Here is a 23,256-nt window from a genome sequence, read left to right as displayed (position 1 = left end):
AGGCTGTCCGCCACTTCCGCCAGCGGTCAGTCTGCGTGCCTTGAATAGAAGGCCAGCTTCAGGATTTCGGTGGTTGCGATGTACAGCACCACAATTCCGATCGCCGTGGCCAGCACCGGGACAGGCAGGGGCGCCATTCCGAAAAGCCCCGCCACGGCGCCCATCATGGGCAGGCACAATCCAAGCACGGCGATGATCATGGTGGCCAGCAGCAGCAGCGGGCTGGGGCGGCTGGACCAGAACACCCGGCGCGTCCGCAGGACCATGACGACAGCCAGCTCGGTCAACAGCGAGACTACGAACCAGGTGCTCTGGAACAGGGTCTGGTCGGCGCCGAAGACGCGGATGAGGACGACGAAGGTCACAAGGTCGAACAGCGTGCTGATCAATCCGAAGACGATCATGTAACTGCGGATCGACCGCAGGTCCCAACGCGGCGCATGTGCCACGGTTTCGGCATCGACCTGGTCACTGGCCACTGCCAGCGATGGGATGTCGGACATGAAGTTGTTCAGCAGGATCTGCGCCGCTGTCAGGGGCAGGAAAGGCAGGAACAGCGTGCCCAGCGCCATGCTGATCATGTTGCCGAAATTCGCACTGGTGGTGATGCGGATGTATTTCAGAGTGTTTGCAAAGGTCCGGCGGCCATCGACGATACCCCGGCGCAGGATGTCCAGGTCGGGTGCCAGCAGAACGATGTCGGCGCTTTCCCTGGCGACATCGACCGCATCCTCGACCGAGATGCCGACGTCTGCCTGTCGCAGCGCCGGGGCGTCGTTGATGCCATCGCCCATGTAGGCCACCGAATGGCCGCGCGTTTGCAGGGCGCGGACGATTCTTTCCTTTTGCTGCGGGTCTGCCTCGGCAAAGACGTTGCATTCTTCGGCCAGGTGCCACAACGCCTCGTCCCGCGCGGCCACCAGTTCGGGCCCGGTGATGACGACGGGTTGCAGCCCCACTGCGCGGGCGACGTGTTCGGCCACATGCCGGTTGTCGCCCGTGATGATCTTCACCGAAACGCCCAGGTTGGCCAGATCCACAAGGGTTCTTTCGATTCCCGGCTTCAGCGGATCCGAGAACAGAAGAAAGCCGGCAAAAGTCATTCCGGCTTCGTCGTCAACTTCGTAGCGCGCCTTTGGTGGAAGCCGCCGGTAGGCCAGGCCAAGCACGCGGATCCCTTCCGCCCCCTGGTCGGCGACCAGATCGGCCAGGCGGGCCCGCTGGGCCGTGTCAAGCGGCAGGGTGCCTTCGGGCGTTTCGATCGTATCGCAGCAGTCGAGAACCGTATCGAAGGATCCCTTGGTGACGACCAGATGGGCTTCCTCGCCCGGCAGATCGACCACGATGGTCAGCCGCTTGCGCAGGAAATCGTAAGGAATCTCGTCCACCTTCGGATTGTCGGGCAGGGCCACGCCTCGGGCCGGGGCCGCGGCCACCATCGCCTCATCCAGAGGGTTCTCGATTCCGGTCTCGAAATGGGCATTGATCAGGGCCAGGCGGAATACGGCGTCCGACTCCTGCCCCAGCGGGTCAGTTGCCGCAGTCAGCGCCATCTGGCCGCTGGTCAACGTACCGGTTTTGTCAGAGCACAGGATATCCGCGGTTCCCAGGTTTTCGATCGCCGCCGATCGGCGCACCAGAACCCCGTCTTTCGCCATGCGCCGCGCTCCCGTGGCCATGGTGACGCTGACGATGGCGGGCAGAAGTTCAGGCGTCAGGCCGACGGCAAGTGCAACGGCAAAAAGCAGGCTGTCGATCACCGGGCGGTCCAGCAGCAGGTTTGCCGTCAGCACGAAAATCGTGATGATCATCATGACCCGCATCAGAAGCGTGCCGAACTGCCGCAAGCCGCGTTCGAATTCGGTTTCCGGGTCACGCTGGCTCATCCGTTTGGCGATGTCGCCGTAGGCCGTGGCCCTGCCCGTGACGACAACCAGCATGCGTGCAGTGCCGCTGCGGACTGATGTTCCCATGAAGCCGGCGTTCGTCCGCTCGGCCAGCGGCGCTTCGGGTGGTGTTGGCGCCGGGCGCTTTTCTACCGGAAAGGATTCTCCGGTCAGCGAGGCCTGGCTGACCAGAAAATCCCGCGCCTCGATGATCACGCCATCCGCCGGTATCAGGTCGCCTGCCGACAGAAGCACGATGTCGCCGGGCACCACGTCCTGCGCTGGAAGCTCGACCCGCTTGCCATCGCGCAGCACGGTGACGGTCAGGGCGAGGCGGGCCTGCAGCGCCTCGACGGCGCGGGCGGCACGGTATTCCTGCGCAAAGCTCAGCAGCGTGCTGCCCGCGACGATACCCAGGATGATGGCGGCTTCGGTCCATTCCTGCACGACCGCCGAGACGAGGGCTGCGAAGATCAGGATCAGGACCAGCGGGCTTTCGTATTGCCGCAGCAGCAGGCCCGCCCATCCAGTCCGCCGGTGCGCGGAAACAAGGTTCGTCCCCGCCTCTTCCAGCCGCCTTGCGGCTTCGACGCTGTCTAGACCCGCTGAATCCGATCCCAGCGCCTCAAACAGGTCGGAGGCGGGGCATGACCACCAGGCAGCCGGAACCTCAGCCATGGCAGAACCCCCCGGCCCTCGACCCATTGCCCGCAGCATGCCGGGGCCGCCGGTCACTCAAGGCTCTGCGCAGGCCAGGATGGGGGCGGGCGTCCATGTCTCGGCTCCCTTTGCCTTGCCCTGCGCTTCCGTCCGTGGCCGGATCTGGATGGTTAGAGGTCATGGCGTTCGTGCTGGACGGGCTGCTCGACCCGTGTTCCGGTCAGGGACTTGGCAAGCGCGCTGCGCGCCTCGTCCTCGCCATGGACAAGGAAGGTTACCTCCGGGTTGCCGGTTCTCCTGTGCCAGTCGATCAGGTCCGACTTGCCGGCATGGGCGGAAAAGCCGTTGATCGTATGGATCTGTGCGCGAACGGGCACCTCGTCGCCGAAAAGCTTCACCGTGCGTGCCCCGTCGATGATGATCCGGGCCAGCGTGCCCCTGGCGGCGAAGCCGACAAAGATCACGCTGCAATCGGCGTGTCCCAGGTTGTGCCGCAGATGGTGGCGCACACGCCCGCCGGTGCACATGCCGGACCCCGCGATCAGTACCGCGCCGGATCTTATGGCATTCAGTGCCATGGATTCCGCTGCCTCTTCGACATAGTGCAGTTCCGGCACGGCAAAGGGATCCCGGCCCTGGGCCAGAAGCGCGGCCAGGTCCGGTTTCAGATCACCGGGATGCCGGCGGTAGATCTGCGTGGCCGAAATCGCCATGGGCGAATCCAGAAAGACCTGAAGCCCGTGCGGTAGGGCACCCCTGCCTGCGCCTTCCCGCAGCACGAACAGCAGTTCCTGTGCCCGTTCCAGCGCAAACGTGGGAATGACGACATTGCCGCCGCGCGCCACGGTGCGGCGGATCACGGCCAGGAACTCGGCAACCGAACTTTCCATCGACCTGTGGTCGCGGTCGCCATAGGTGCTTTCCATGACCACCACATCCGCGCCCGAAGGGGGCTGCGGCGCATTCAGCAGCGGCCGGACCGCCGGCCCGATGTCGCCCGAGAACAGGATGCGCCTGGTCATGCCCTTCCTGGTGATGTCGAGGCAGATGCTGGCGGACCCAAGGATATGTCCCGCATCATGCCAGCGCGACACGATTCCATCGCCCAGGTCGATGGTCTGTCCATAGATTGCGATCCGGCCGAAGCGGTCCAGACTGTCCAACACGTCCATGGTGTCATAAAGCGGCTCGGTCCTTTCCCCGTGCCGCCGTTTGCGACGTGCTTCCTCTTCATGCAGCTTGGCGGAATCGAGCAGGACCAGCCTCGTCAGATCGCGTGTCGCCGCCGTGCAGATGATCTCTCCGGAAAAGCCGCGCTTGACCAGAAGCGGAATGCGTCCGCAGTGGTCCAGATGGGCATGCGTCAGCAGAAGCAGGTCCACCGATCCGGGATCAAAGCCGAAATCGGCGGCATTCTCTTCGTCCAGCTCTTGCCCGCCCTGGAACATGCCGCAGTCGATCAGGATGCGTCTGCCGTTCGCCTCGAGCAGGTGGCATGATCCGGTCACACCGCCTGCGGCTCCGTGAAAGGTCAGGCGCATGGTCAGTCTCCCTTGTCGGTCGTTGCGGGCAGAAGGGGAAGTCCGGCCTGATCGTACCAGCGCAGGATGTCGGACCAGATTTCCTCGGCTGTTTCCGCGAACCAGAACAGGTCGCGATCCTCGGGGTCGATCACGCCTTCCTCGACCAGGAAGTCGGGATCGAAGACGCGCCGCCAGTAGTCCTGCCCGACCAGGATCACGGGCATCGGCGTGATCTTGCGGGTCTGGATCAGGGTGAGCGTCTCGAACAGTTCGTCCAGTGTGCCGTAGCCGCCGGGAAACACCACCAGCGCCCGGGCGCGCAGCAGGAAGTGCAGCTTGCGGATGGCGAAATAATGCAGCCGGAAGCAGAGGCCCGGGGTCAGATAGGGGTTCGGAAACTGTTCGTGGGGAAGCGTGATGTTCAGGCCGACCGTAGGGGCGCCGGCATCATGCGCGCCGCGATTCGCGGCTTCCATCAGGCCGGGCCCGCCGCCGGTGACGATGGTAAGTTGCCCACCCGGTGCGACCCTCGCCGTCCCGACAAGCCGGCCGAAGTCGCGCGCCACTGAATAGTAGCGGCTTTTTTCCTGCACGCGCCGCGCGATGCGCAGACGCTGCGCCAGTTCGGCGTCCTGGGGGTTCCGCGCGCAGTCGGCCTCCAGATCCTCGACCCGCCTGGCCGCTGCGCGGGGTTCGGGCACCCGCGTGCTGCCGAAGACCACGATGGAATGCCGGATGCCACGCGCCTGCAAAAGTGTCTCGGTCTTCAGGAAGTCCATCTGCAGCCTCAGGCCGCGCGCCACCCCGCTTTCCAGGAAGTCCAGATCGCCGTCTGCCTCGCGGTATTCGGGGCTGGCCAGAATGGCATTGACCAGATCCGAGGATCGCGGATCGTCGCTGTCAGGCTTCGGATCGGTCCAGGGCAGCGGACGCTCACGCCGGATCGGATGGGCAGGGGCGGGCTTGCCTGTCAAAGATCTTCCGGTCCTTGCCATCGCGGTATCGAGCCCCCTCAGCTCTTGCCCGGCCCCGTGCGCCATTTCGCGCGGCTGCCAACCGGGCTGTGCCCACTATCGGCTACCCGTGCCGATGATGTCATGTGATCTCTCGCACGAAACCGGCAATCGGGTCTGCATGGTGCGCAAACTAGTCCGGCGGCTGGCGATCTGCCCTTGATCTGCATCAGGGTGTCATCCGTCATCTTGCCGGGCGCCGGGCCGCATGCGGCACCCTGCGTGCCACCAGGCTGACCGTCAGCTGCCCGATCCCAGGGTCGCCGTGATGAAAGCACTGAACACACGGGCGGGAACCGACAGGGGCCGCGCGTTCGACCAGGTTAGACCGACGTCCATCGAGGGTATCGGCTCTATCGTCTGGCGCTGTTCGATCCGTTGCCCTTCAAGAGACCACGGTCGATAGACCATGTCGCTGAGGATGGTCACTCCCATGCCCGCGGCCACCATCGACCGTACGGCTTCCACTGACGATGTCGTGAAGACCGTTTTCGGGACCAGACCGTATCTGTCCCAGTAGCGCCCTGCGGTCCGGCTGGCCTCGTCCACGGTCAGCATCACATAGGGTTCCTGCGCCACGTCGTGCAGGCTGATTTCGGGCGCAGCCAGCAGGCGGTGATCCGACGGCAGCCACAGCCGCCGGCGCGAGCGGAACAGGGTTTCCGAGGCAAGGTCTTCCGTGTTGCTCAGGTTCGAGGTCAGCATCACCGCAAGGTCAAGACCGCCAGAGACCAGCGCATTCTCGATCGCCGCGCGGGGCTGTTCGGACAGTTCCAGCGTGATGCCGGGGTAGATGCGGCGGAACGCAGCGTAGTGGCGGGCCATGAAATAGCCCGCGACCGTGTAGGTCAGCCCCAGGCGCAGACGGCCGGTGACCTGGGTCTCCTCGCCCAGGGGGCTGCGGGTGGCTTCCTCGACCGCTGCGATTATGGCCTTGGCCCGCGAAAGGAAACGCGCACCTTCGGGGGTCACGGATACGCCATGTGCGTTTCGCGCCAGCAATCTGGCGCCCAGCGTCGCCTCCAGCCCCTTGATCCCCGCCGTCACCGCCGACTGCGAGATGTTCAGTTCCATTGCGGCATGGCTGACCTGACCGGTCTCGGCCGCGGCGATGAAATAGCGAAGTTGCCGGATGGTAAGGGACACCGAACGCCTATCTGATTTTTTGATATCGTATCGCAATAATTCGAATTTGCAATGAAGCCATCCCGAGGCGAACCTGCGGCGGGATCGAGTAGCAGTAGGGGGGGCGATGCCGGTCACGATCAACTGCGACATGGGGGAAAGCTTCGGGCTCTGGCGCATGGGCGACGATGCGGGAATCATGCCCATGATCCACATTGCCAATGTTGCCTGCGGCTTTCACGCCAGCGACTTCGACCATATGCGCGCCACGGTGCGGCTGGCGAAGAAGCACGGGGTGAAGGTTGGCGCCCATCCCAGCCTGCCCGACCTTCAGGGCTTTGGCCGACGCGAGATGAAGATGGGCCGCGAGGAAATGGCCAACTGCATCATCTACCAGGTGGGCGCGCTTTGCGGCTTCCTGAAGGCCGAGGGGATGGAGCTGAACCACATAAAGCCGCACGGCAGCCTTTACGGAATGGCCGCGCGTCAGGAAGAGATCGCCCACGCGGTCTGCGACGCGGCAGATGTGTTCAAGGTGCCGCTTCTGGGCATGACTGGCACGCTGCATGAAAAGATCTATCCTGCCCGGGGGCACGGCTTCATTGCAGAGTTCTATGCCGATCTGGAATACCGCCCCGACGGCAGCCTGATCGTCACGCGCGAGCATGACGCCAAGGATCCCGCGCTGATGGCTGCGCGCTGCATCCGGGCGATCACGGAAGGCAAGGGCACGGCAACGGATGGGTCGGACATCCCCGTGCGCTGCGATTCGATCTGCATCCATTCCGACACGCCGAATGCCATCGACATCGCCCGCGCGGTGCGGGCGGCCGTCCAGCCCTACACCTGAGAGGATTTCCCATGGCCCAGATCCAGTCTCCGCTTCCTGGCACGTTCTACCGCGCTTCTGCCCCCGACAAGCCGCCCTTCAAGGCCGATGGCGACTCCGTCGCCGTGGGCGATGTGATCGGGCTGATCGAGGTGATGAAATCCTTCCACGAGGTGCGGTCCGAAGTGGCCGGCACGAACATCCGCTTCGTTGCCGACAACGAGGAGCCCGTGATGGCGGGCGCCGTGCTGGCCGAGGTGGATTGATGCTGCAGAAGCTTCTGGTCGCCAACCGCGGAGAGATCGCCGTGCGCGTGATCCGTGCGGCGAAGGATCTGGGCATCGCGACTGTTGCAGTCTATTCCGATGCGGACCGCGAGGCGCTGCACGTCCAGATCGCTGACGAGGCCGTGAACATCGGACCGCCGGCGGCGAAGAAAAGCTATCTGAATCAGGCCGCTATCCTGAAGGCAGCCGCCGATACGGGGGCAGACAGTGTGCATCCCGGCTATGGCTTTCTGGCCGAGAACGCCGATTTCGCCGATGCCTGCAAGGCGGCTGGGCTGATCTTCGTCGGTCCGTCCGGGGACGCGATCCGCACGATGGGCGACAAGGTTGCCGCGCGCTCGGCTGCCCATGCGGCAGGGGTTCCCGTGGTGCCGGGCAGCATGGGCCGCGTGGCCGACATCGACGAAGCCCGGCACATCCTGATCGACACGGGCTTTCCGGTGATGATCAAGGCAGCGGCCGGCGGGGGCGGGCGGGGCATCCGCATCGCGAACGACCTAGCCGAGTTCGAGGCTGCCTTCCCCCAGGCCGCGGCCGAGGCGCTGGCCGCCTTCGGCGATGGCGGACTCTACATGGAAAAGGTCGTCACGAAGGCGCGCCACATCGAGGTGCAGGTGCTGGGCGACGGCACCGATGCCGTGCATTGCTGGGAGCGCGAATGTTCCCTGCAGCGCCGGCGCCAGAAAGTCTGGGAAGAGGCGCCCTCGCGGGCCCTGTCCGACCGTGTGCGCGACGATCTGTGCCAAAGCGCCGTGCGCCTTGCCAGGGCGGTCGGCTATTCTGGTGCCGGGACCATCGAATATCTCTACGACGACGAAAGCGACCGCTTCTACTTCATCGAGATGAACACCCGCATCCAGGTGGAACATCCGGTCACCGAGATGATTACCGGCATCGACCTGGTGGCCGAGGGCCTGCGCATCGCTGGGGGCGAGCCGCTGCGGCTGAAGCAGCGGGACATCGTGGCGCGCGGCCACGCCATCGAGGTGCGTCTGAACGCCGAGGATCCGTCGCGCGATTTTGCACCCTTCCCGGGAACCGTTTCGGCCCTGCGGGTGCCGGGCGGGCCAGGGGTGCGTTTCGAATCGATGCTTTACGCGGGTTACACCGTGCCACCCTTCTATGACTCGCTTCTTGCCAAGCTGGTCGTGCATGGCGAAACGCGAGAGGCGGCGATCACCCGTCTTGTGCGGGCCCTGAAGGAAACCCGCATCGAGGGCCTCCGCACCACAAGGCCGCTGTTCCTGGCACTGGCCGAAGACGAACACGTTCAGGCCAATGCCGTTCATACCCGCTGGCTGGAAGGCTGGCTGGATACCCATTCCGCTCGGCTGCTGCCGGAACTGGAACCGTAGGAGGGAGGGACCATGTCGATCCGTTTCAGCTTCGGAGGCGATGAGCACATCTTCGGAGAGGTTTCCGAAGCCATGTCGCTCGAGGCCTTCTTCACCTCGCTGTCGATGACCAATGCGGTCCGCGCCGCAGGCATCAAGGGCGTGACCGAGATCTGCCCGGCAAATGCCAGCTTTCAGGTCAAGTTCGACCCGGACGTGATCAAGCCGGACGACCTGCTGAAAGAGTTGCAGGGGATGGAGGTAGCAGCGGCACAGTCCGATGCCAGCCTCAAGACGCGGATCATCGAGATCCCGGTCTTCTACCAGGATCCCTGGACGCACGAGACGCTGATGCGATTCCGCGAGCGGCACCAGGATCCGACAAAGACCGACCTCGAATACGCCGCCGAGATCAACGGGCTGGGCACGGTCGAGAACTTCATCAAGGCCCATTCCAGCCAGCCCTGGTTCGTGTCGATGGTGGGCTTCGTGGCGGGGCTGCCTTTCCTTTATCAGATGGTGGAGCGGGAGCGGCAGTTGCAGGTGCCGAAATACCTGCGGCCGCGAACCGACACCCCCAAGCTGACTGTGGGGCACGGCGGCTGCTTCTCCTGCATCTATTCGGTGCGCGGTGCGGGGGGGTATCAGATGTTCGGGATCACGCCGATGCCGATCTATGACCCGAACCAGCAGGTGTCCTATCTGCGCGACGAGATGTGCCTGTTCCGGCCCGGCGACATCGTCAAGTGGAAGCCTATCGGCCGCGACGAATACGACGCGGCTATCGAAGCGGTCGAACAGAACCGATTCGAGCCGGTGATCCGGCCCGCCACCTTCTCGCTCTCCGAGTTCAACAAGGACATGGCCGGGACCAATGCCAAGCTGATGGAGGCACTCAATGGCCGTTAAGGTGATCTCTCCGGGGCTTTCGACGACCGTGCAGGATCTTGGCCGCCCGGGCTACTACCACCTGGGCATCCCCCTCTCCGGGGGCATGGACCGCTTTGCCCTGCGTGTGGCCAACATGCTGGTCGGCAACGACGAGGGCGCGGCGGTGCTGGAGGCAGTGTTCATGGGCCCGGAACTGGAATTCACCGCGCCGGCCTGGGTGGCGGTGACCGGGGGGGACCTGCCGCCGAAGCTGAACGGCGATGAACGTGCAGGCTGGGAGGCGTTTCCTGTGAAGGCCGGGGACCGGCTGTCCTTCGGCTTCCTGAAGTCCGGCGCCAGGGCCTATATCGCCATCTCTGGCGGGATCGACGTGCCGCTGAAGTTGGGGTCGCGCTCGACCTATACGCTGGGCGCGCTGGGCGGGCACGAGGGACGCGCGCTGAAGGCAGGCGACGAACTGCCGGTGGGCGCGGGCAGTGCGGGCAAGGGCAGCGTGCCGGCGGCCCTGCGGCGGATGCCGGGCAACCCGGCCGAGTTGCGGATGCTGCCGGGTCTTTACTGGCATCGGATCACGGCCGAGGCGGGCAAACGCTTCTTCGCCGACACCTGGAAGGTTGCGCCCGAGGCGGACCGGATCGGCTACCGCTTCCGCGGAGGCACCGCGCTGGAGTTCGTCCCGCGCGAACAGCCCTTCGGAGCGGGGTCGAACCCGTCAAACATCGTCGATGCCTGCTATCCTTACGGGTCGATCCAGGTTCCGGGCGGAACCGAGCCCATCGTTCTGCACCGCGACGCCGTGTCGGGCGGCGGCTACATGATGCTTGGCTGCGTCATCAGTGCCGACATGGACCTGATCGGCCAGCTGCAGCCGCATGCCCCGGCACGTTTTGTCGAGGTCAGCATGGAACAGGCACTGGCGGCCCGGCACGACCGGCAGGCCGCCCTGCAACGCGTGCGTCATCATCTGGGGAAATGATGCACGCAACCGCTCATCGTGCGCCATTGGCTGCCGGTCGCGACACAGCGAAAAGCGCACGAAGTGCGTCGATGAGCGGTTTCCTACCTGCCCCTGGCCTCTTTCGGCGTCACGCCGAACCGGGCCCGGAAGGCACGGCTGAACTGCGCTTGGTCGGTAAAGCCCCGCGCATACGCGATCTCGCCGATGGCGCGGCGGTCGGCCGGGTTCTTCAGATCCTCCATCGCTGCCTGCAGCCGCGTGTCGCGGATCCACTGGCCCAGGGTGGTGTTCGTGTCGCGCAACAGCTCGTGCAGATAGCGCACCGAAATTCCGCAGCCTGCCGCCACCTCTTCCGGCCCGAGGTCCGGGTCGTCGATGTTCCGGCGCACGAAAGCCTCGATGCGCGCCAGGTGCGCGGCGCGCACGGTCGAGGCGCCCGAGGTCAGAACCCGCTCGTCCGACTGGATGGCCAGCGCCAGAAGGTCCACCAGCTGGCGGCCCACGATGGCGCGGGTCTCTTCGCTCATCGCGTCATAGCGCTGCGGGATCAGGTGGACCATGTCTACGAAAAGGCCGTTCGCCCCGTTCGTTGCATCGAACTGAAGCGAGCAGAACCGGTCCGGCGCACGGATGCGACCGCCCAGCATGTCCTTCGACAGCTTCATCACCCAGAGGTCGGCAGGTTCGGCGTGGCTGAATTCGTACGGCTCGTGGCTGCGCTCAATGAAGAAGGCGCCGGGGTTGGCCCGTACCTCCTTTCCTGCCTGTGCAAAGCGGACTTCGGACCGCGCGGGCAGGGTGACCAGGAATTCCTCGGGTCCGGGTTCGCGGAAATGCTTGGGCAGACGGCGGTAAAGCAGCGCGTCCGAGGTCAGGCGCGAGATCGATACCCCGCCCAGATCCCAGGATGTCAGCTCACCGTCAAAGGCCTCGGGGCGGTGAAAGGTCAGTTCCAGCGGAAAGTAGATGCGCGCGATCGTTTCGTGCCAGTGCCGGCTGCGGGCTGCCTGATCCACCCCGCGGGTGGTGATCGTCGTCTTCATCGCGTCCTTCCCCCTTTGCCGCATCAGGGCACGGACGTGCGAGTCGGACAAGCGGTCATCAACCCGCCCTGCACTGAAACGCAAGAAGCGGTGCACCCGGTGCAAAGACGTGAGCGCGATGGCGTCGCTAGCCTTCCCCGACCAACGGCGCAACAGACGCCGCGCGACAGGGAAGGCAGACGACTGCACCGGGTTTCCTGCCCGGCCATTTCCCTGTTGCGCGGCCCTTACGGGAGGGTTTCGTGATGGCGGGCACGCCAAGGAAAAGGAAGAAGGTCGAGGTGGACCCGATCACCCTGTCGGTGGTCCGGGGCATTCTTGAAACGACGCAGCGCGAGATGACGCTGAGCCTGGAAAAGACCGCGCGATCGTCGGTGTTCAACCTGGCACACGACTATTCGACCGCGCTCTTCAACCACCGGCCGGAGATGATCCTGCAGGGGCAGGACATTCCGATCCACCTAGGCTCGCTGATCCCGGCGATGAAGGTTGTGGCGAAGTATTTCGAGGGCGACATCCATGAAGGCGACCTCATCATTCACAACGATCCGGCCTGGGGCGGCAGCCATGCGATCGACACCTGTTTCTACAAGCCCGTGTTCTGGAAGGGGAAACTGAAATACTGGACGGTCTGCAAGGGCCACCTGACCGACGTGGGGGGGCCGGTGCCGGCTGGCTACAATCCCAACGCCAAGGAAATCTATGCCGAATGCCTGCGCATCCCCCCGGTCAAGGTCTGGGACCGTGGCACCCCACGCAAGGATGTGCTGAACCTGCTTCTGACCAACATGCGCGCCCGGCGTGACCAGGAAGGCGATTTCAATGCCCTGATCGGTGCCTGCCAGGTCGGCGAGCGCGCGCTTCTGGCCATGCTGGAGAAATACGGCGAAGAACAGGTCGATGCCTGCATCGAAACGCTGCTCGACATGGCCGAGCGCCAGATGCGCAGCCTGATCGCAGCGGTACCCGACGGCACCTACGAGGGCTCGGCGATCCTGGAGGATGCCGGTCACGGCTACGGCGACTTCGAGATCAAGGCGACTGTCACGATCAAGGGCGACAGCTGCCATATCGCCATCTCGAGCCCGCCGCAGATCCCCTATTTCATCAACAGCTACGAGGGGAACAGCCATTCTGGCGTCTATCTGGGCCTGATGATGTTCGCCCAGTTGCCGCCCCCCTACAACGAGGGGCTCTACCGCTGCGTGACGGTGGATTTCGGCCCCAAGGGCACGATCTGCAACGCGGCCGAACCCGCGCCGCACATGAATTGCACCACCACCCCGATGGAGACGCTGACCGACGCGGTCCGGCTGGCCTTCGAAAAGGCCGTGCCGTCCAAGGTTTCGGCCAGCTGGGGCCATGCCAACGGGCTGAACATCGCCGGCTGGGACAAGCGCCACAACGAGGAATACGTCACGATGGTGCTGGCCACCATCATCTCGGGCGCGGGGGCCACGCCGTCGCAGGACGGATGGCACGCCTGCGGGCCGGAATGCTGCTTCGGCGCGCTGACGTCGGGCGACGTGGAGCTTCTGGAATACAGCTACCCGATCATCATCCACCGCTACAGCCTGATGACCGACAGCGGGGGCGCGGGCAAGTTCCGCGGGGGCAGCGGCACCGCCTGGGAAGTGGAACCGCTGAACGATGAAATGACCTTCATCACCTTCGGGGAAGGCCGCCGCATCCCTGCGGTGGGCGCGGCGGGCGCGGCCAGCACGATCATCGACACCAAGGTCGGGCGGCTGGAACTGGTGCAAGGCGAAAGAACCGAAACCATCCGCGAGAACGTCATCAAGGTCATCAAGCCGGGCGATCGGATCACCAACATGAACCCCGGCGGCGGCGGCTACGGCAACCCGATGGACCGGGCCGTTGAAAAGGTGGTCTGGGACGTAAAGAACGGTCTCGTTTCCATCGACGGAGCAAGGGAGGACTACGGAGTCATCATCACCGACCCCGCCACACTGCATGTGGACATCAAGGCAACCGAAGAGCTGCGGGCGCGTCGTCGCGCCGCCATGGCCGCGAAATAAGGGGGAACATGAGATGAAATCCGATTACCGACTGGGCATAGACGCGGGCGGCACCTTCACCGACTTCGTTCTGGCCGACAAATCCGGGCAGGTGCGGCTTTACAAGGCGCTCTCCACCCCGCAGGACCCGACACAGGCAATCCGCAACGGCCTGGCGCTGATCTCCGAGGATCTTGGCATACCCGCAGAGAAGGTGGTGTCGAACTGCGACCTGTGCATCAACGGAACGACGGTGGGGTTGAACGCTCTGATCACCCACAAGGGGGCCAAGACCGGCCTGATCTGCACCGCCGGACATGAGGACAGCCTGGAAATCCGGCTGGGTCACAAGGAGGACGGCTACCGCTACGACCCGGAATATCCGCCCGCCACGATGCTGGTGCCGCGGTATCTGCGCCGGGGCGTGCGCGAAAGGGTGCTGTCGGACGGCAGCGTGCGCGAGCCCCTGAACGAAGCCGACGTGCGCGCGGCTTGCGAACTTTTCCGCGCCGAAGGGGTGGAGACGGTGGCGATCAGCTTCGTCTGGTCGGTGCTGCACCCCGACCACGAACGCCGCGCGGGGGAAATCGTGCGCGAAATGCTTCCGGGCGTGGTCCTGACCCTGGGCAGCGAACTTTATCCGCAGGTCCGGGAATACACCCGCACCTCGACGGCGGTGGTGAACGCCTATCTTGCGCCGATCATGAAGCGCTATGTCGAGGCGGTGGACAGCTACTTCCGCAGCCTCGGGGCGAAGCAGCCGGTCCGCTACTATCAGTCGAACGGCGGGCTTGCCATCGGCCAGGCGATGACGGACCGCTCGGTCTATGCCATCAATTCGGGTCCTGCCTCGGCACCGGCAGCGGGTCAGTATGTGTGCGAACCCTTCGGACACCGCAACGTCATCACCGTGGACATGGGCGGCACGTCCTTCGACATCACGCTGACCAAGGACGGGTCGACGAACATCAACAAGAACATCGACTTCCTGCGTTACCGGATCGGCGTGCCGATGATCCAGGTGGAAACCCTGGGCGCGGGCGGCGGGTCGATCGGCTGGATCGACGAGATGGGGCTGATGCAGATGGGCCCGCAATCGGCGGGCTCGGATCCCGGACCGGCCTGCTATGGGCAGGGCGGCAAGCTTCCCACCGTTTCGGATGCGAACCTGGTACTGGGCTATCTGAACCCCGACGGGCTGGTGGGCGGGCGCCTGCCGCTTGATGCGGCAAAGGCGCATCAGGCGATCAAGGCGAACCTCGCCGATCCCTTGGGCATGAGCGTGGAACGTGCCGCCTATGGGATGTTCACCATCGTCAACGCCAACATGGTGAATGGCATCCGCCGGGTGACCGTGGAGCGCGGATACGACCCGCGCGACTTCGTGCTGGTCGGTGCGGGCGGGGCGACGGCAGCGCATATCACGGCACTGGCTTCGGCCATGGGGATCGACACCATCGTCCTGCCCAAGCTTGCCTCGGGTCTTTGTGCCTTCGGCCAGATCATCAGCGACGTGAAATACAACTACATGGCCACCGCCCCCCTGCGGCTGGACAACGACGCGGCCTATGCCCGGATCGACGAGCTGTTCAACCAGATCGAGGCGCAGGGCGTGGCGCATCTGAAGGCTGACGGCTTCAAGGCCAGGGATATCGTGACGAAGCGCAGCCTCGACATGCGCTATGTCGGGCAGGTGCACGAATGCACCGTCGAAATCGGCACATTCAAGGTCGATGCAAGGTCGATCGGCAAGATCAAGGACGCCTTCCACAAGCGCCACAAGGAGCTTTACACCTATGCCGAGCCTGCCTCGACCGTGGAAGTGGTGAACATCGAAAGCACGCTTTATGGCGTCGTAGACAAGCCCGCCCGCATGAGCATCGGCAAGGGCGTTTCGCCGCAGAAGGCGCTGAAGGGCCACCGCGATGCGGTGTTCAGCGCCGATGGCAAGCGGACAAGGACGCCGATCTATGACGGAACGCCGCTTGGGGCCGATGCCGTGATAAAGGGGCCGGCGGTGATCGAAGAGGTCACCACAACCATCGTGATCGAACCGGGCTGGACGGCGCGGCTTGATGCCAGCGGTTCCTACCTCATCACCCGCGACCGGAAAGGAGCAAGATGAACGACCTGCGCGCTGACAAGGTATCGGTGGCCTTCGCCGGGCTGAAGGCGCTGTCGGGGGTGAACCTGACAGTGTCGCCCGGTCAGATCGTCGGGCTGATCGGCCCGAACGGGGCTGGAAAGACCACGCTTGTCAATGTGCTGACCGGGTTTCAGACCGCAACGGAAGGGGCTGTCCTGCTGGACGGACAGCCCCTTTCGGGACTGAAGCCGCATGAGGTTCGCCGCCGCGGCATTGCCCGCACCTTTCAGGGCGGGCGGCTGTTCCGTGACCTGCCGGTGATCGACAATCTGGAGGTCACCGGCGTCGGCCTGGGCCAGTCGCGCGCGGCAGCGATCGCCGAGGCCGAGGTGATGCTCGACTGGGTTGGCATCGCCCCCCTGGCGGGCCGGATCGCGGGCGCGCTGCCCTATACCGACGAACGCCGCGTCGCCATCGGTCGGGCGCTGATGGGACGGCCGAAGTTCCTGCTGCTTGACGAACCCGCCGCCGGGATGAGCGCACAGGAGGCGGCCGAACTTTCCGCCCTGATCCGCCGCATCGCCGGGGAAATGGGCTGTGGTGTCCTGCTGATCGAACACAACGTGGGCCTGGTGCTGGGCCTTTGCGACCACATTGTCGTCCTCGACAGCGGTGCGGTAATCGAGGCCGGCCCGCCCGATGTGATCCGCGCCAGCGAGAAGGTGCGTCACGCCTACATGGGCAGCGCCGCCGACACCGATCTTCCCGTGCTGGAGGTAGAGGCATGAGCCTGCTGGCCCTGTCCAACATCTCGGTCCGTTACGGGCGGCTTACGGCCGTTCGCGGCGTGACCTTCACCCTTGCCGAGGGTGAGATCCTGTTCATTACCGGCCCGAACGGCGCAGGGAAATCCTCGCTTCTGCGGGCCATCGCCGGGGTCACACCCCCTGCCGGGGGCCGGATCGACTTTGCCGATCACGACATCACCGGCCGGGCGCCCGAGGACATCGCGCGTCTGGGCCTGTCCATGGTGCCCGAGGGGCGTGACGTTTTCGGCTCGTTGACGATCGAGGAAAACCTGATGGTCGGCACCGGCATGCATTCCGGCACCCGCGGCTGGCGGGCGCGGGCAGCCAGCGAGCTTGAGGCCGTCTATGCCACCTTCCCGATCCTGAAGGAGCGGCGTCACAGCCAGGCGGGGCTTCTGTCGGGTGGCCAGCAGCAGATGCTGGTCATCGGCCGGGCGCTGATGACGACGCCGCGTCTGGTGGCGATCGACGAACCCAGCCTTGGCCTTGCGCCGAACATCACCGATCAGGTCTACGAACGGCTGATCGCGCTTCGCGCCGAACGCAAGCTGACGCTCTTGATCGTCGAACAGTCTTCCACCCGCGCGATGATGGTGGGTGGGCGGATGATGCTGATGCGGGGGGGCGAAATCGTGCTGGACGGCGATGCCCGCGCGCTTGGGCAAAGCGAGGCGATGCAGGCTGCATACTTCGGATATGGGGAACATTGATGGGCGGGTTGATGCAGGTCATCTTCGACGCGCTGTCGCTGGGGTCGCTTTACGCTCTTGGCGCGCTTGGCATCGCGCTGATCTTCGGCGTGATGCGGCTGGTCAATTTCGCGCATGGCGACGTGATCGCCTTCTGCGTCTTCGCGCTGCTCTGGCCCTCGGTCGATGCGGTCGCGATCATCTTCGCGGGCAACCTCCCCTGGTTCCTGCTGATTCCCTTCACCCTTGCCGTGGGCGCGGGGCTTTCCGTGCTGTCCGAGGTGGTGGTGTTCCGCCGCTTCCGCCGCGCGAACCCCGCAACGATGATGATCGCCTCGTTTGCTCTTGGCTTCGTGATCCGGTATTTCCTGCTGATGCTGTTCTCCAGCCGACCGAAAAGCATCTCGCTGCTGCCAGGCCTCAGTCAGCCTGTCGAGATCTTGGGCGCGCGTATCCCGCTTCTGCAGCTGATCACCATCCTTGTGACCATCGCCGTCCTGATCGGCCTGACCGCCTTTCTGCGCCGCACCCGCTTTGGCCTTGAGATGCGGGCCGCGGCCGAAAATTTCACCATGGCGCGGATGCTGGGGGTCAGGGCGAACCGCGTGATCATGGGGGCATTCGCGCTGTCGGGCGCGCTGGCTGCCGCAATCGCGCTGATCTTGGGAAGCCAGACCGGAACGGCAAACATCATGATGGGCGCATCCGTGATGCTGATGGCCTTCATTGCCACCGTGATCGGCGGCATGGGCAGCTTGGCCGGGGCAGTGATCGCGGGCTTTGCGCTGGGGGCGATCGCCACGGTGATGCAGGTGATCCTGCCGCCCGATGCCCGCGCCTTCCGCGATGCCTTTGTCTATGGCGCGGTCATCCTCGTCCTGATCTTCCGCCCGCAAGGCCTGCTTGCGGCGCGCGGCACGAAGGAGCGCGTGTGATGGCCCGTTACTCGATCCTGCGCCGCACCATCGCCACGCCGCTGATCCTTTCGGCGCTACTCTTGGCCTTCGCCCTGATCGCATGGTTCGTCGGGTCTCGGCCATTCAATCAGACCGTGATCGACATCTTCCTTCAGGTGGTGTTCGTCGTCGGACTTTACACCTTCATCGGCAATTCCGGCGTCATCAGCTTTGGCCACATCGCCTTTGCCTGTCTTGGCGGCTATGTCGCGGCCTGGACGACGATCAAGCCGATGATGAAGGGCACCGCCATGCCCGGCCTGCCCGACTGGCTGATGCAGATGGAGATTCCCTTCTGGGCGGCGGCGCTTGCGGGCGGAACCTTCGCGGCCTTCTGGGCCCTTGTCTTTGGTGCCGTTCTCATGCGCCTGTCGGGCATCGCGGCGTCGATTGCGACCTTTGCGATGCTGGCGATGGTCAACGCCATCTATTCCAACTGGAGCAGCGTCACGGCCGCGACCTCCTCGGTCGTTGGGATTCCGATCGTCCGCTCGATCTGGCCTTACATGATCGCCGCGATTCTGGCGGTTTTCGTGGCCTGGGCCTTCTCGATCAGTCGCCATGGCCTTGCGCTGCGTGCCGCGCGTGACGAACCCACGGCCGCCGCCGCCAGCGGCATCAACATCCCCCGCGTGAGGCTGATTGCGTTCGTGATCTCGGGCGCGATCATGGGGGCAGGGGGCGCGCTTTATGCCCATTCCATCGGCCTTGTGACGCCCGATACCTTCTATCTTGGACTGACTTTCACCACCCTTTCGATGCTGGTCGTTGGCGGCATGGGCAGCCTGTCGGGCGCCGTGCTGGGTGTGCTGATCCTGTCCAGCCTCATCCAGGTTCTGCGCTGGCTCGAGGCCGGGGTGCAGGTGGGCGCCAGCACCTTCGCCCTGCCGGGCGGCGTGCAGGAAATCGCACTGGGCGTGGTAATGATCCTCATCCTCATGTTCCGGCCATCGGGAATCATGGGCAACAGCGAACTGACCGGGCTGCGTGCCCGGACGGAAAAACCGGTCGAACCGGGAACGGACTGAAACCAACCAACGGGAGTTGAACGATGAAGAAACTGACAGCAATCCTTGCCGCCACGACGTGCCTTTCCAGCGCGGCCCTTGCGGATGACGACCGCATCATCGTGGGCTTCGCCACGGCCGAGACCGGCTTCATGCAGGCCTATGACAAGCCCGCGCAGGACGCGGCGATGATCCGCATCGCGGAAATCAACGAGGCCGGCGGCCTTCTGGGCAAGCCGATCGAGGTGGTGAAGGCCGACACCAAGACCGACCGGGCCGAAGGCGCAAAGGCTGGCCTTTCCGTCATCGACCAAGGCGCAGACATGGTCGTGGTCTCCTGCGATTACGACTTTGGCGCCCCCGCCGCGCTGGCGGCGGAATCGAATGGCCTGATCTCGTTCTTCCTCTGCGCCGAATCGATCAAGGCCGGCATCCAGGGTGTCGGGCCGAACTCCTTCTCGGCTTCGGTCCTGGCTGCCGTTCAGGGCGCAACCATGGCGGAATGGGCCTACAACAAGAAAGAGGCCCGGACATTCTACCGCCTTCTGGACACCTGGACCGAATACAACAAAGGCATCTGCGACGGCTTCGACTGGATGCTGCCGCAACTGCCCGAGGCCAAGCTGGTCGGCGAGGATACCTTCCTGAACGAGGACGCCTCGATCGCTGCGCAGATCACCCGGATCAAGTCACTGCCTGAAGAGCCCGATGCGATCATGCTTTGCACCATGATGCCGGGCGCGGTTTCGGCCATCAAGCAGCTGCGCGCTGCGGGCATCAACTCGATGATCCTGAACGGTTCGGGCGTGGATGGCAGCTACTGGCTGTCTGCGGTGCCGGACCTGTCGAACTTCTACGTGCCGGTTCAGGGCTCGATCTATGGCGACGACCCGAACCCCGCGGTGAACGAGTTCAACGCGAAATACACCGAAGTGACCGGTGCGCCGCCGGCCACGCAATACACCTATCCGGGCTATGTGATGATCGACGTCTGGGCCAAGGCCGTCGAGCGTGCCGGCACGACCGAGACCAGCGCCGTTGTGGCAGAGCTGGAAAAGATGGTCGATGAACCTACCCTCTTCGGCCCACGCACCTTCACCAGCGAACTGCACCACCAGAACCGGGCCCGCTACCTGATCGTCGAAACGAACAACGGCAAGCCGGGCGTGGTCGATGAATGGACGATCTCCTCGCCCATTCCGGTTGCCGACCTGATGAAGTAAAGCACAGCCAAGGCATGGCCGGCCCCGCGCGTTCAGGGCCGGCCTTCCTGTCGGAGGGGAACATGCCCGAGGTCAGCATCCGCCCGCTGCGTGCCACCGACGAAACCGATTGGCGGCGTCTGTGGACGGGTTATCTTGACTATTACGAAACCACGGTGCCCGAGGTGGTCTATGCCACCACCTTTGCGCGCCTGTTGGGCGACGATCCGCAGGATTTCAACGCCCTGATTGCCGAGGTTGATGGGCGCGCGATGGGGCTGGCGCATTATCTGTTCCACCGGCACTGTTGGAAGGTCGAGAACGTCTGTTACCTCCAGGATCTCTACGTCGACCCTGCCGCACGCGGCACCGGACTTGGCCGCCGCCTTATCGAGGCAGTCTATGCCGCAGCCGATGCCAACGGCACGCCCGCCGTGTACTGGCTGACCCAGCACTTCAACGAAGCCGGTCGGCGGCTGTATGACCGGATCGGCAGGCAGACGCCTTTCATCCGCTACAATCGCTAGGTCAGTATGCAGACCGCGCGACGCGGGCAGCTTCCTCATGCGGCGTCGTCTGCCCGTCGGTGCGGCTCTGCACGGCGCAGCTAGCCGCGTGCCTTGCGGTAGCTGTCCTTCAGAGCAATGAGGTCGCCCTCGAAGGCGAAGACATCGCAACCGCGCACATCCACCGACACCCCGTCGCGCGTGGTGCCGACGAAGCGCCAGGTCGACAGGCCCGTATCACCCGCTACGACATGCGCGCCCTCGGTCCAGGCCGCCTGCGGGAAAGTGTCGAAGATGGCCGCATAGGCCGTGCGAACCGCCTCGCGGCCGCGGTGAACCCGGCCCTCGGCATCCGGCCCGGCAGCGGCATGAAAGGCGCAATTGGCTGACATGCAGGCCATCAGCCCATCCAGATCCCGCATGTTGAACGCCGCCATCAACCGTTCCATGGTCGCACGTCGCTTCCGGGCAAGGGCGTCATCCACGACTTCGATTTCAAGGAACGACAGGGGGGCGACGGACGAACCGTTGGTCACATTGTGCTCTACCCCAACCCGGCGCGAGTAGGGCACACCTTGCCGAAGTTGTGCCTGCGCCCTCTGGCCATCCGGCATGTCCAGTGTCAGGGTTCCGTCGGTCAACGGCACGATCACATAGTCGTGCTCGTGCCGGTGCCACCCCGTCTCTGCCCCCGGGGAAAAGCGCCATTCGGTTACCTTGAAACGATCGTCATGGATATGCACGACAGGTTCGGCGATCTTTGTCATGGCTGCTCCCGGTCTGACGCACCGCAGCGACCTTAGCGCGCTGCCGGGCCAATGAGTAGGGTCCATGCTGCCATGGTCGCCTGCAATTGGCCCGGTTGCGCAAGTCGTCTGATGGGAGCGTTGAACATTTCCCCGAACGGATCCATCGCGCGGCTGACATGACGGGAACGCGAAGCGCGCAAGATTCATGAAACACGGCTTCGTGCACCTGGACCTCAGCGATCCGTGGCCGAAGTTTCGAAATGAACGGCGCGCCTGCCCTTTGTCCTTCATCGGCAGGGGCCGGCTGGCAATCATGCCATCCGGGCGCTGGCACAAGTTCGTCGGCACACGCTGCCTGACCCGGACTCCAAGCTCATTGATCGTAAAAGCCGAAACAGGACCATTCCTGCAACAACGACAGCGGAGGGAAAGGCGTTCGGGTGCCTGTCTTGGCGGGTGGCAATGGGGCGCCGATCCTTCGGGCGGCCGAACATGATTTTGCACCAGCAAGCCAGCGGGAATACGGCGATCGACGCCCCCATGGACGGCGTTCAGCGAATGCCGTTCGCCCGCGCCACGAAATCAGACAGGTGAGGGACGTAGTCCGTCGGACCGTCGCCCCCAGTTGCCATGGCGAGCGCGAAAGAGTTCTTGACGGCGCTGGCCATGGGTGTGGCCACGGTTGCGGCATTGGCCATCGCCTCGACATAGCGCATGTCCTTGTAGGCGTTGCCGATGGTGAACTTGTGCGCCTCGCGGTTGCCTTCCAGCGCGTAGCCCATGAACGTCTGGTAGAAGCCGCAATCCATCCGCCCGCCGCGGATCACCTTGTCGAACTCGGCCACCGGAATGCCCACCTTGCGAGAGAGCGCCAGCGCCTCGGAATAGAGCGCGGCATAGCCAAGCGACAGGAAGTTGTTCAGAAGCTTCATCTTGTGGCCATCGCCGACGCCGCCGATATGGACGATCTTGGCGGCCCAGGTGGCGATCACCGGCTGGACGCGGGAAAATGTTTCCTGCTTCGCACCCACCATGCAATCCAGCGTACCCTCCCAGGCCTCCTTCGGGGTGCGGCTCAGCGGCGCATCAACGAACTCGACACCGACCTCGGCAAGTTCTGCCGCAAGACGCAGCGTTACCGTCGGGTCCGAGGTCGAGCAGTCGACGATGACCGAACCCCTGGCAAGCCCCGGCTTCAGTGCCGCCACGGTGGCCGCTACTTCGGGCGCGCCGGTGAGACACAGGAAAATGATGGTCGAGCTGCGGGCAAGATCGGCCAGCGAGGCGGCCTCGGTCGCGCCCCGCGCCACCAGGTCATCCACCGGGGCGCGGTTGCGATGGGCAATGACGGTCAGGGAATAGCCCTTCTCGACAATGTTCTTGGCCATGCCATGCCCCATCAGCCCCGTGCCGACAAAGCCGATCTTTTCTTTCGTGGCGGTCATTTCGTGTCTCCGGTAGGGGATCAGGTCAAGTTTAAGCGACGGCGCAGGTCGGCCAGCTGCTCGGGTGTCAAGGTCCGCAAGGCGTGGTCACGCAACATCAGGAACAGCTTGGCGTGTTGATTTCCACCCAGAACTGAGCCGGGTAGGCGTATAATTTCCACTGAGAATTGAGCCATGTGAACCTTCCCCCAGAGCGGTGAGCGGCGGGGGCAACGGAGTGATCCACATGGGACTTTTGAA

General features: G+C 64.4%; 20 protein-coding genes. 13 read left to right on the top strand and 7 right to left on the bottom strand.

The genetic code is table 11. The features are described from left to right. Positions 1–26: 26 nt before the first annotated feature. The 4 genes from mgtA to EYB42_RS15180 all read right to left on the bottom strand — a co-directional run bounded on the left by mgtA (position 27) and on the right by EYB42_RS15180 (position 6,228). Positions 27–2,564: a magnesium-translocating P-type ATPase gene (gene mgtA, locus EYB42_RS15195; protein WP_205910001.1), complete on the bottom strand. Its 2,538-nt coding sequence runs from the start codon at positions 2,562–2,564 to the stop codon at positions 27–29. Between the two features lie 152 nt (positions 2,565–2,716). Further along, on the bottom strand, positions 2,717–4,087 hold the full coding sequence (locus EYB42_RS15190; protein ID WP_135450978.1) for an MBL fold metallo-hydrolase: 1,371 nt from the start codon (positions 4,085–4,087) through the stop codon (positions 2,717–2,719). A 2-nt stretch (positions 4,088–4,089) separates the two neighbouring features. Beyond that, positions 4,090–5,043 carry an LOG family protein gene (locus EYB42_RS15185; protein ID WP_240784206.1) on the bottom strand — a complete coding sequence of 318 codons (954 nt, stop codon included), beginning with the start codon at positions 5,041–5,043 and terminating at the stop codon, positions 4,090–4,092. Between the two features lie 279 nt (positions 5,044–5,322). Continuing rightward, positions 5,323–6,228, bottom strand: a complete 906-nt coding sequence (locus EYB42_RS15180; RefSeq protein WP_135450976.1) for a LysR family transcriptional regulator — start codon at positions 6,226–6,228, stop codon at positions 5,323–5,325. A gap of 106 nt (positions 6,229–6,334) precedes the next feature. Between EYB42_RS15180 and EYB42_RS15175 the strand changes: the two genes are divergently transcribed. Genes EYB42_RS15175 through EYB42_RS15155 form a run of 5 tightly spaced genes read left to right on the top strand, consistent with a single transcriptional unit; the run spans position 6,335 to position 10,524 of the window. Continuing rightward, a complete protein-coding gene (locus EYB42_RS15175; protein WP_135450975.1) occupies positions 6,335–7,057 on the top strand; it encodes a LamB/YcsF family protein in 723 nt (240 codons plus the stop codon). An 11-nt stretch (positions 7,058–7,068) separates the two neighbouring features. Then, positions 7,069–7,302 carry an acetyl-CoA carboxylase gene (locus EYB42_RS15170; RefSeq protein ID WP_135450974.1) on the top strand — a complete coding sequence of 78 codons (234 nt, stop codon included), beginning with the start codon at positions 7,069–7,071 and terminating at the stop codon, positions 7,300–7,302. After that, the gene (locus EYB42_RS15165; protein ID WP_135450973.1) at positions 7,302–8,678 is read left to right on the top strand and encodes an acetyl-CoA carboxylase biotin carboxylase subunit; all 1,377 of its coding nucleotides are present in this window, start codon (positions 7,302–7,304) and stop codon (positions 8,676–8,678) included. The genes EYB42_RS15170 and EYB42_RS15165 overlap by 1 nt, the downstream gene beginning before the upstream one ends. A 12-nt stretch (positions 8,679–8,690) precedes the next feature. Beyond that, positions 8,691–9,566 carry a 5-oxoprolinase subunit B family protein gene (locus EYB42_RS15160; RefSeq protein ID WP_135450972.1) on the top strand — a complete coding sequence of 292 codons (876 nt, stop codon included), beginning with the start codon at positions 8,691–8,693 and terminating at the stop codon, positions 9,564–9,566. Further along, positions 9,556–10,524 (top strand): 5-oxoprolinase subunit C family protein, encoded by a 969-nt coding sequence (locus EYB42_RS15155; protein ID WP_135450971.1) that lies wholly within the window; start codon positions 9,556–9,558, stop codon positions 10,522–10,524. The genes EYB42_RS15160 and EYB42_RS15155 overlap by 11 nt, the downstream gene beginning before the upstream one ends. 83 nt (positions 10,525–10,607) lie before the next feature. Here EYB42_RS15155 and EYB42_RS15150 read toward each other — a convergent pair whose 3' ends face one another. Beyond that, a complete protein-coding gene (locus tag EYB42_RS15150) occupies positions 10,608–11,549 on the bottom strand; it encodes an AraC-like ligand-binding domain-containing protein (protein WP_135450970.1) in 942 nt (313 codons plus the stop codon). 281 nt (positions 11,550–11,830) lie between these two features. Between EYB42_RS15150 and capB the strand changes: the two genes are divergently transcribed. The 8 genes from capB to EYB42_RS15110 all read left to right on the top strand — a co-directional run bounded on the left by capB (position 11,831) and on the right by EYB42_RS15110 (position 20,843). After that, positions 11,831–13,588 (top strand): caprolactamase subunit beta, encoded by a 1,758-nt coding sequence (gene capB, locus EYB42_RS15145; protein ID WP_240784204.1) that lies wholly within the window; start codon positions 11,831–11,833, stop codon positions 13,586–13,588. 13 nt (positions 13,589–13,601) lie between these two features. Next, the gene (gene capA / locus EYB42_RS15140; protein ID WP_135450968.1) at positions 13,602–15,692 is read left to right on the top strand and encodes a caprolactamase subunit alpha; all 2,091 of its coding nucleotides are present in this window, start codon (positions 13,602–13,604) and stop codon (positions 15,690–15,692) included. After that, positions 15,689–16,441, top strand: coding sequence for an ABC transporter ATP-binding protein (locus EYB42_RS15135; protein ID WP_135450967.1), 753 nt, complete (start codon positions 15,689–15,691; stop codon positions 16,439–16,441). Before capA ends, EYB42_RS15135 begins: the two co-directional genes overlap by 4 nt. After that, the gene (locus EYB42_RS15130; RefSeq protein WP_135450966.1) at positions 16,438–17,172 is read left to right on the top strand and encodes an ABC transporter ATP-binding protein; all 735 of its coding nucleotides are present in this window, start codon (positions 16,438–16,440) and stop codon (positions 17,170–17,172) included. The genes EYB42_RS15135 and EYB42_RS15130 overlap by 4 nt, the downstream gene beginning before the upstream one ends. Continuing rightward, complete coding sequence (locus EYB42_RS15125) at positions 17,172–18,086, top strand: branched-chain amino acid ABC transporter permease (protein WP_167851041.1); 915 nt, start codon at positions 17,172–17,174, stop codon at positions 18,084–18,086. The genes EYB42_RS15130 and EYB42_RS15125 overlap by 1 nt, the downstream gene beginning before the upstream one ends. After that, positions 18,086–19,135, top strand: a complete 1,050-nt coding sequence (locus EYB42_RS15120) for a branched-chain amino acid ABC transporter permease (protein WP_135450965.1) — start codon at positions 18,086–18,088, stop codon at positions 19,133–19,135. Before EYB42_RS15125 ends, EYB42_RS15120 begins: the two co-directional genes overlap by 1 nt. A gap of 23 nt (positions 19,136–19,158) precedes the next feature. Then, positions 19,159–20,337: an ABC transporter substrate-binding protein gene (locus tag EYB42_RS15115; RefSeq protein ID WP_135450964.1), complete on the top strand. Its 1,179-nt coding sequence runs from the start codon at positions 19,159–19,161 to the stop codon at positions 20,335–20,337. Positions 20,338–20,399: 62 nt separating this feature from the next. Then, positions 20,400–20,843: a GNAT family N-acetyltransferase gene (locus tag EYB42_RS15110; protein WP_135450963.1), complete on the top strand. Its 444-nt coding sequence runs from the start codon at positions 20,400–20,402 to the stop codon at positions 20,841–20,843. An 80-nt stretch (positions 20,844–20,923) separates the two neighbouring features. Here EYB42_RS15110 and EYB42_RS17750 read toward each other — a convergent pair whose 3' ends face one another. Next, positions 20,924–21,589 carry a nuclear transport factor 2 family protein gene (locus EYB42_RS17750; RefSeq protein WP_135450962.1) on the bottom strand — a complete coding sequence of 222 codons (666 nt, stop codon included), beginning with the start codon at positions 21,587–21,589 and terminating at the stop codon, positions 20,924–20,926. Positions 21,590–22,122: 533 nt separating this feature from the next. Continuing rightward, the gene (locus EYB42_RS15100) at positions 22,123–23,016 is read right to left on the bottom strand and encodes an NAD(P)-dependent oxidoreductase (protein WP_135450961.1); all 894 of its coding nucleotides are present in this window, start codon (positions 23,014–23,016) and stop codon (positions 22,123–22,125) included. Positions 23,017–23,256 lie beyond the last annotated feature (240 nt).

Origin of the sequence: Tabrizicola caldifontis, assembly GCF_004762095.1 — a bacterium.
Classification (GTDB): Bacteria; Pseudomonadota; Alphaproteobacteria; order Rhodobacterales; family Rhodobacteraceae; genus Tabrizicola; species Tabrizicola caldifontis.
This window is presented reverse-complemented; position numbering and strand designations above follow the sequence as displayed.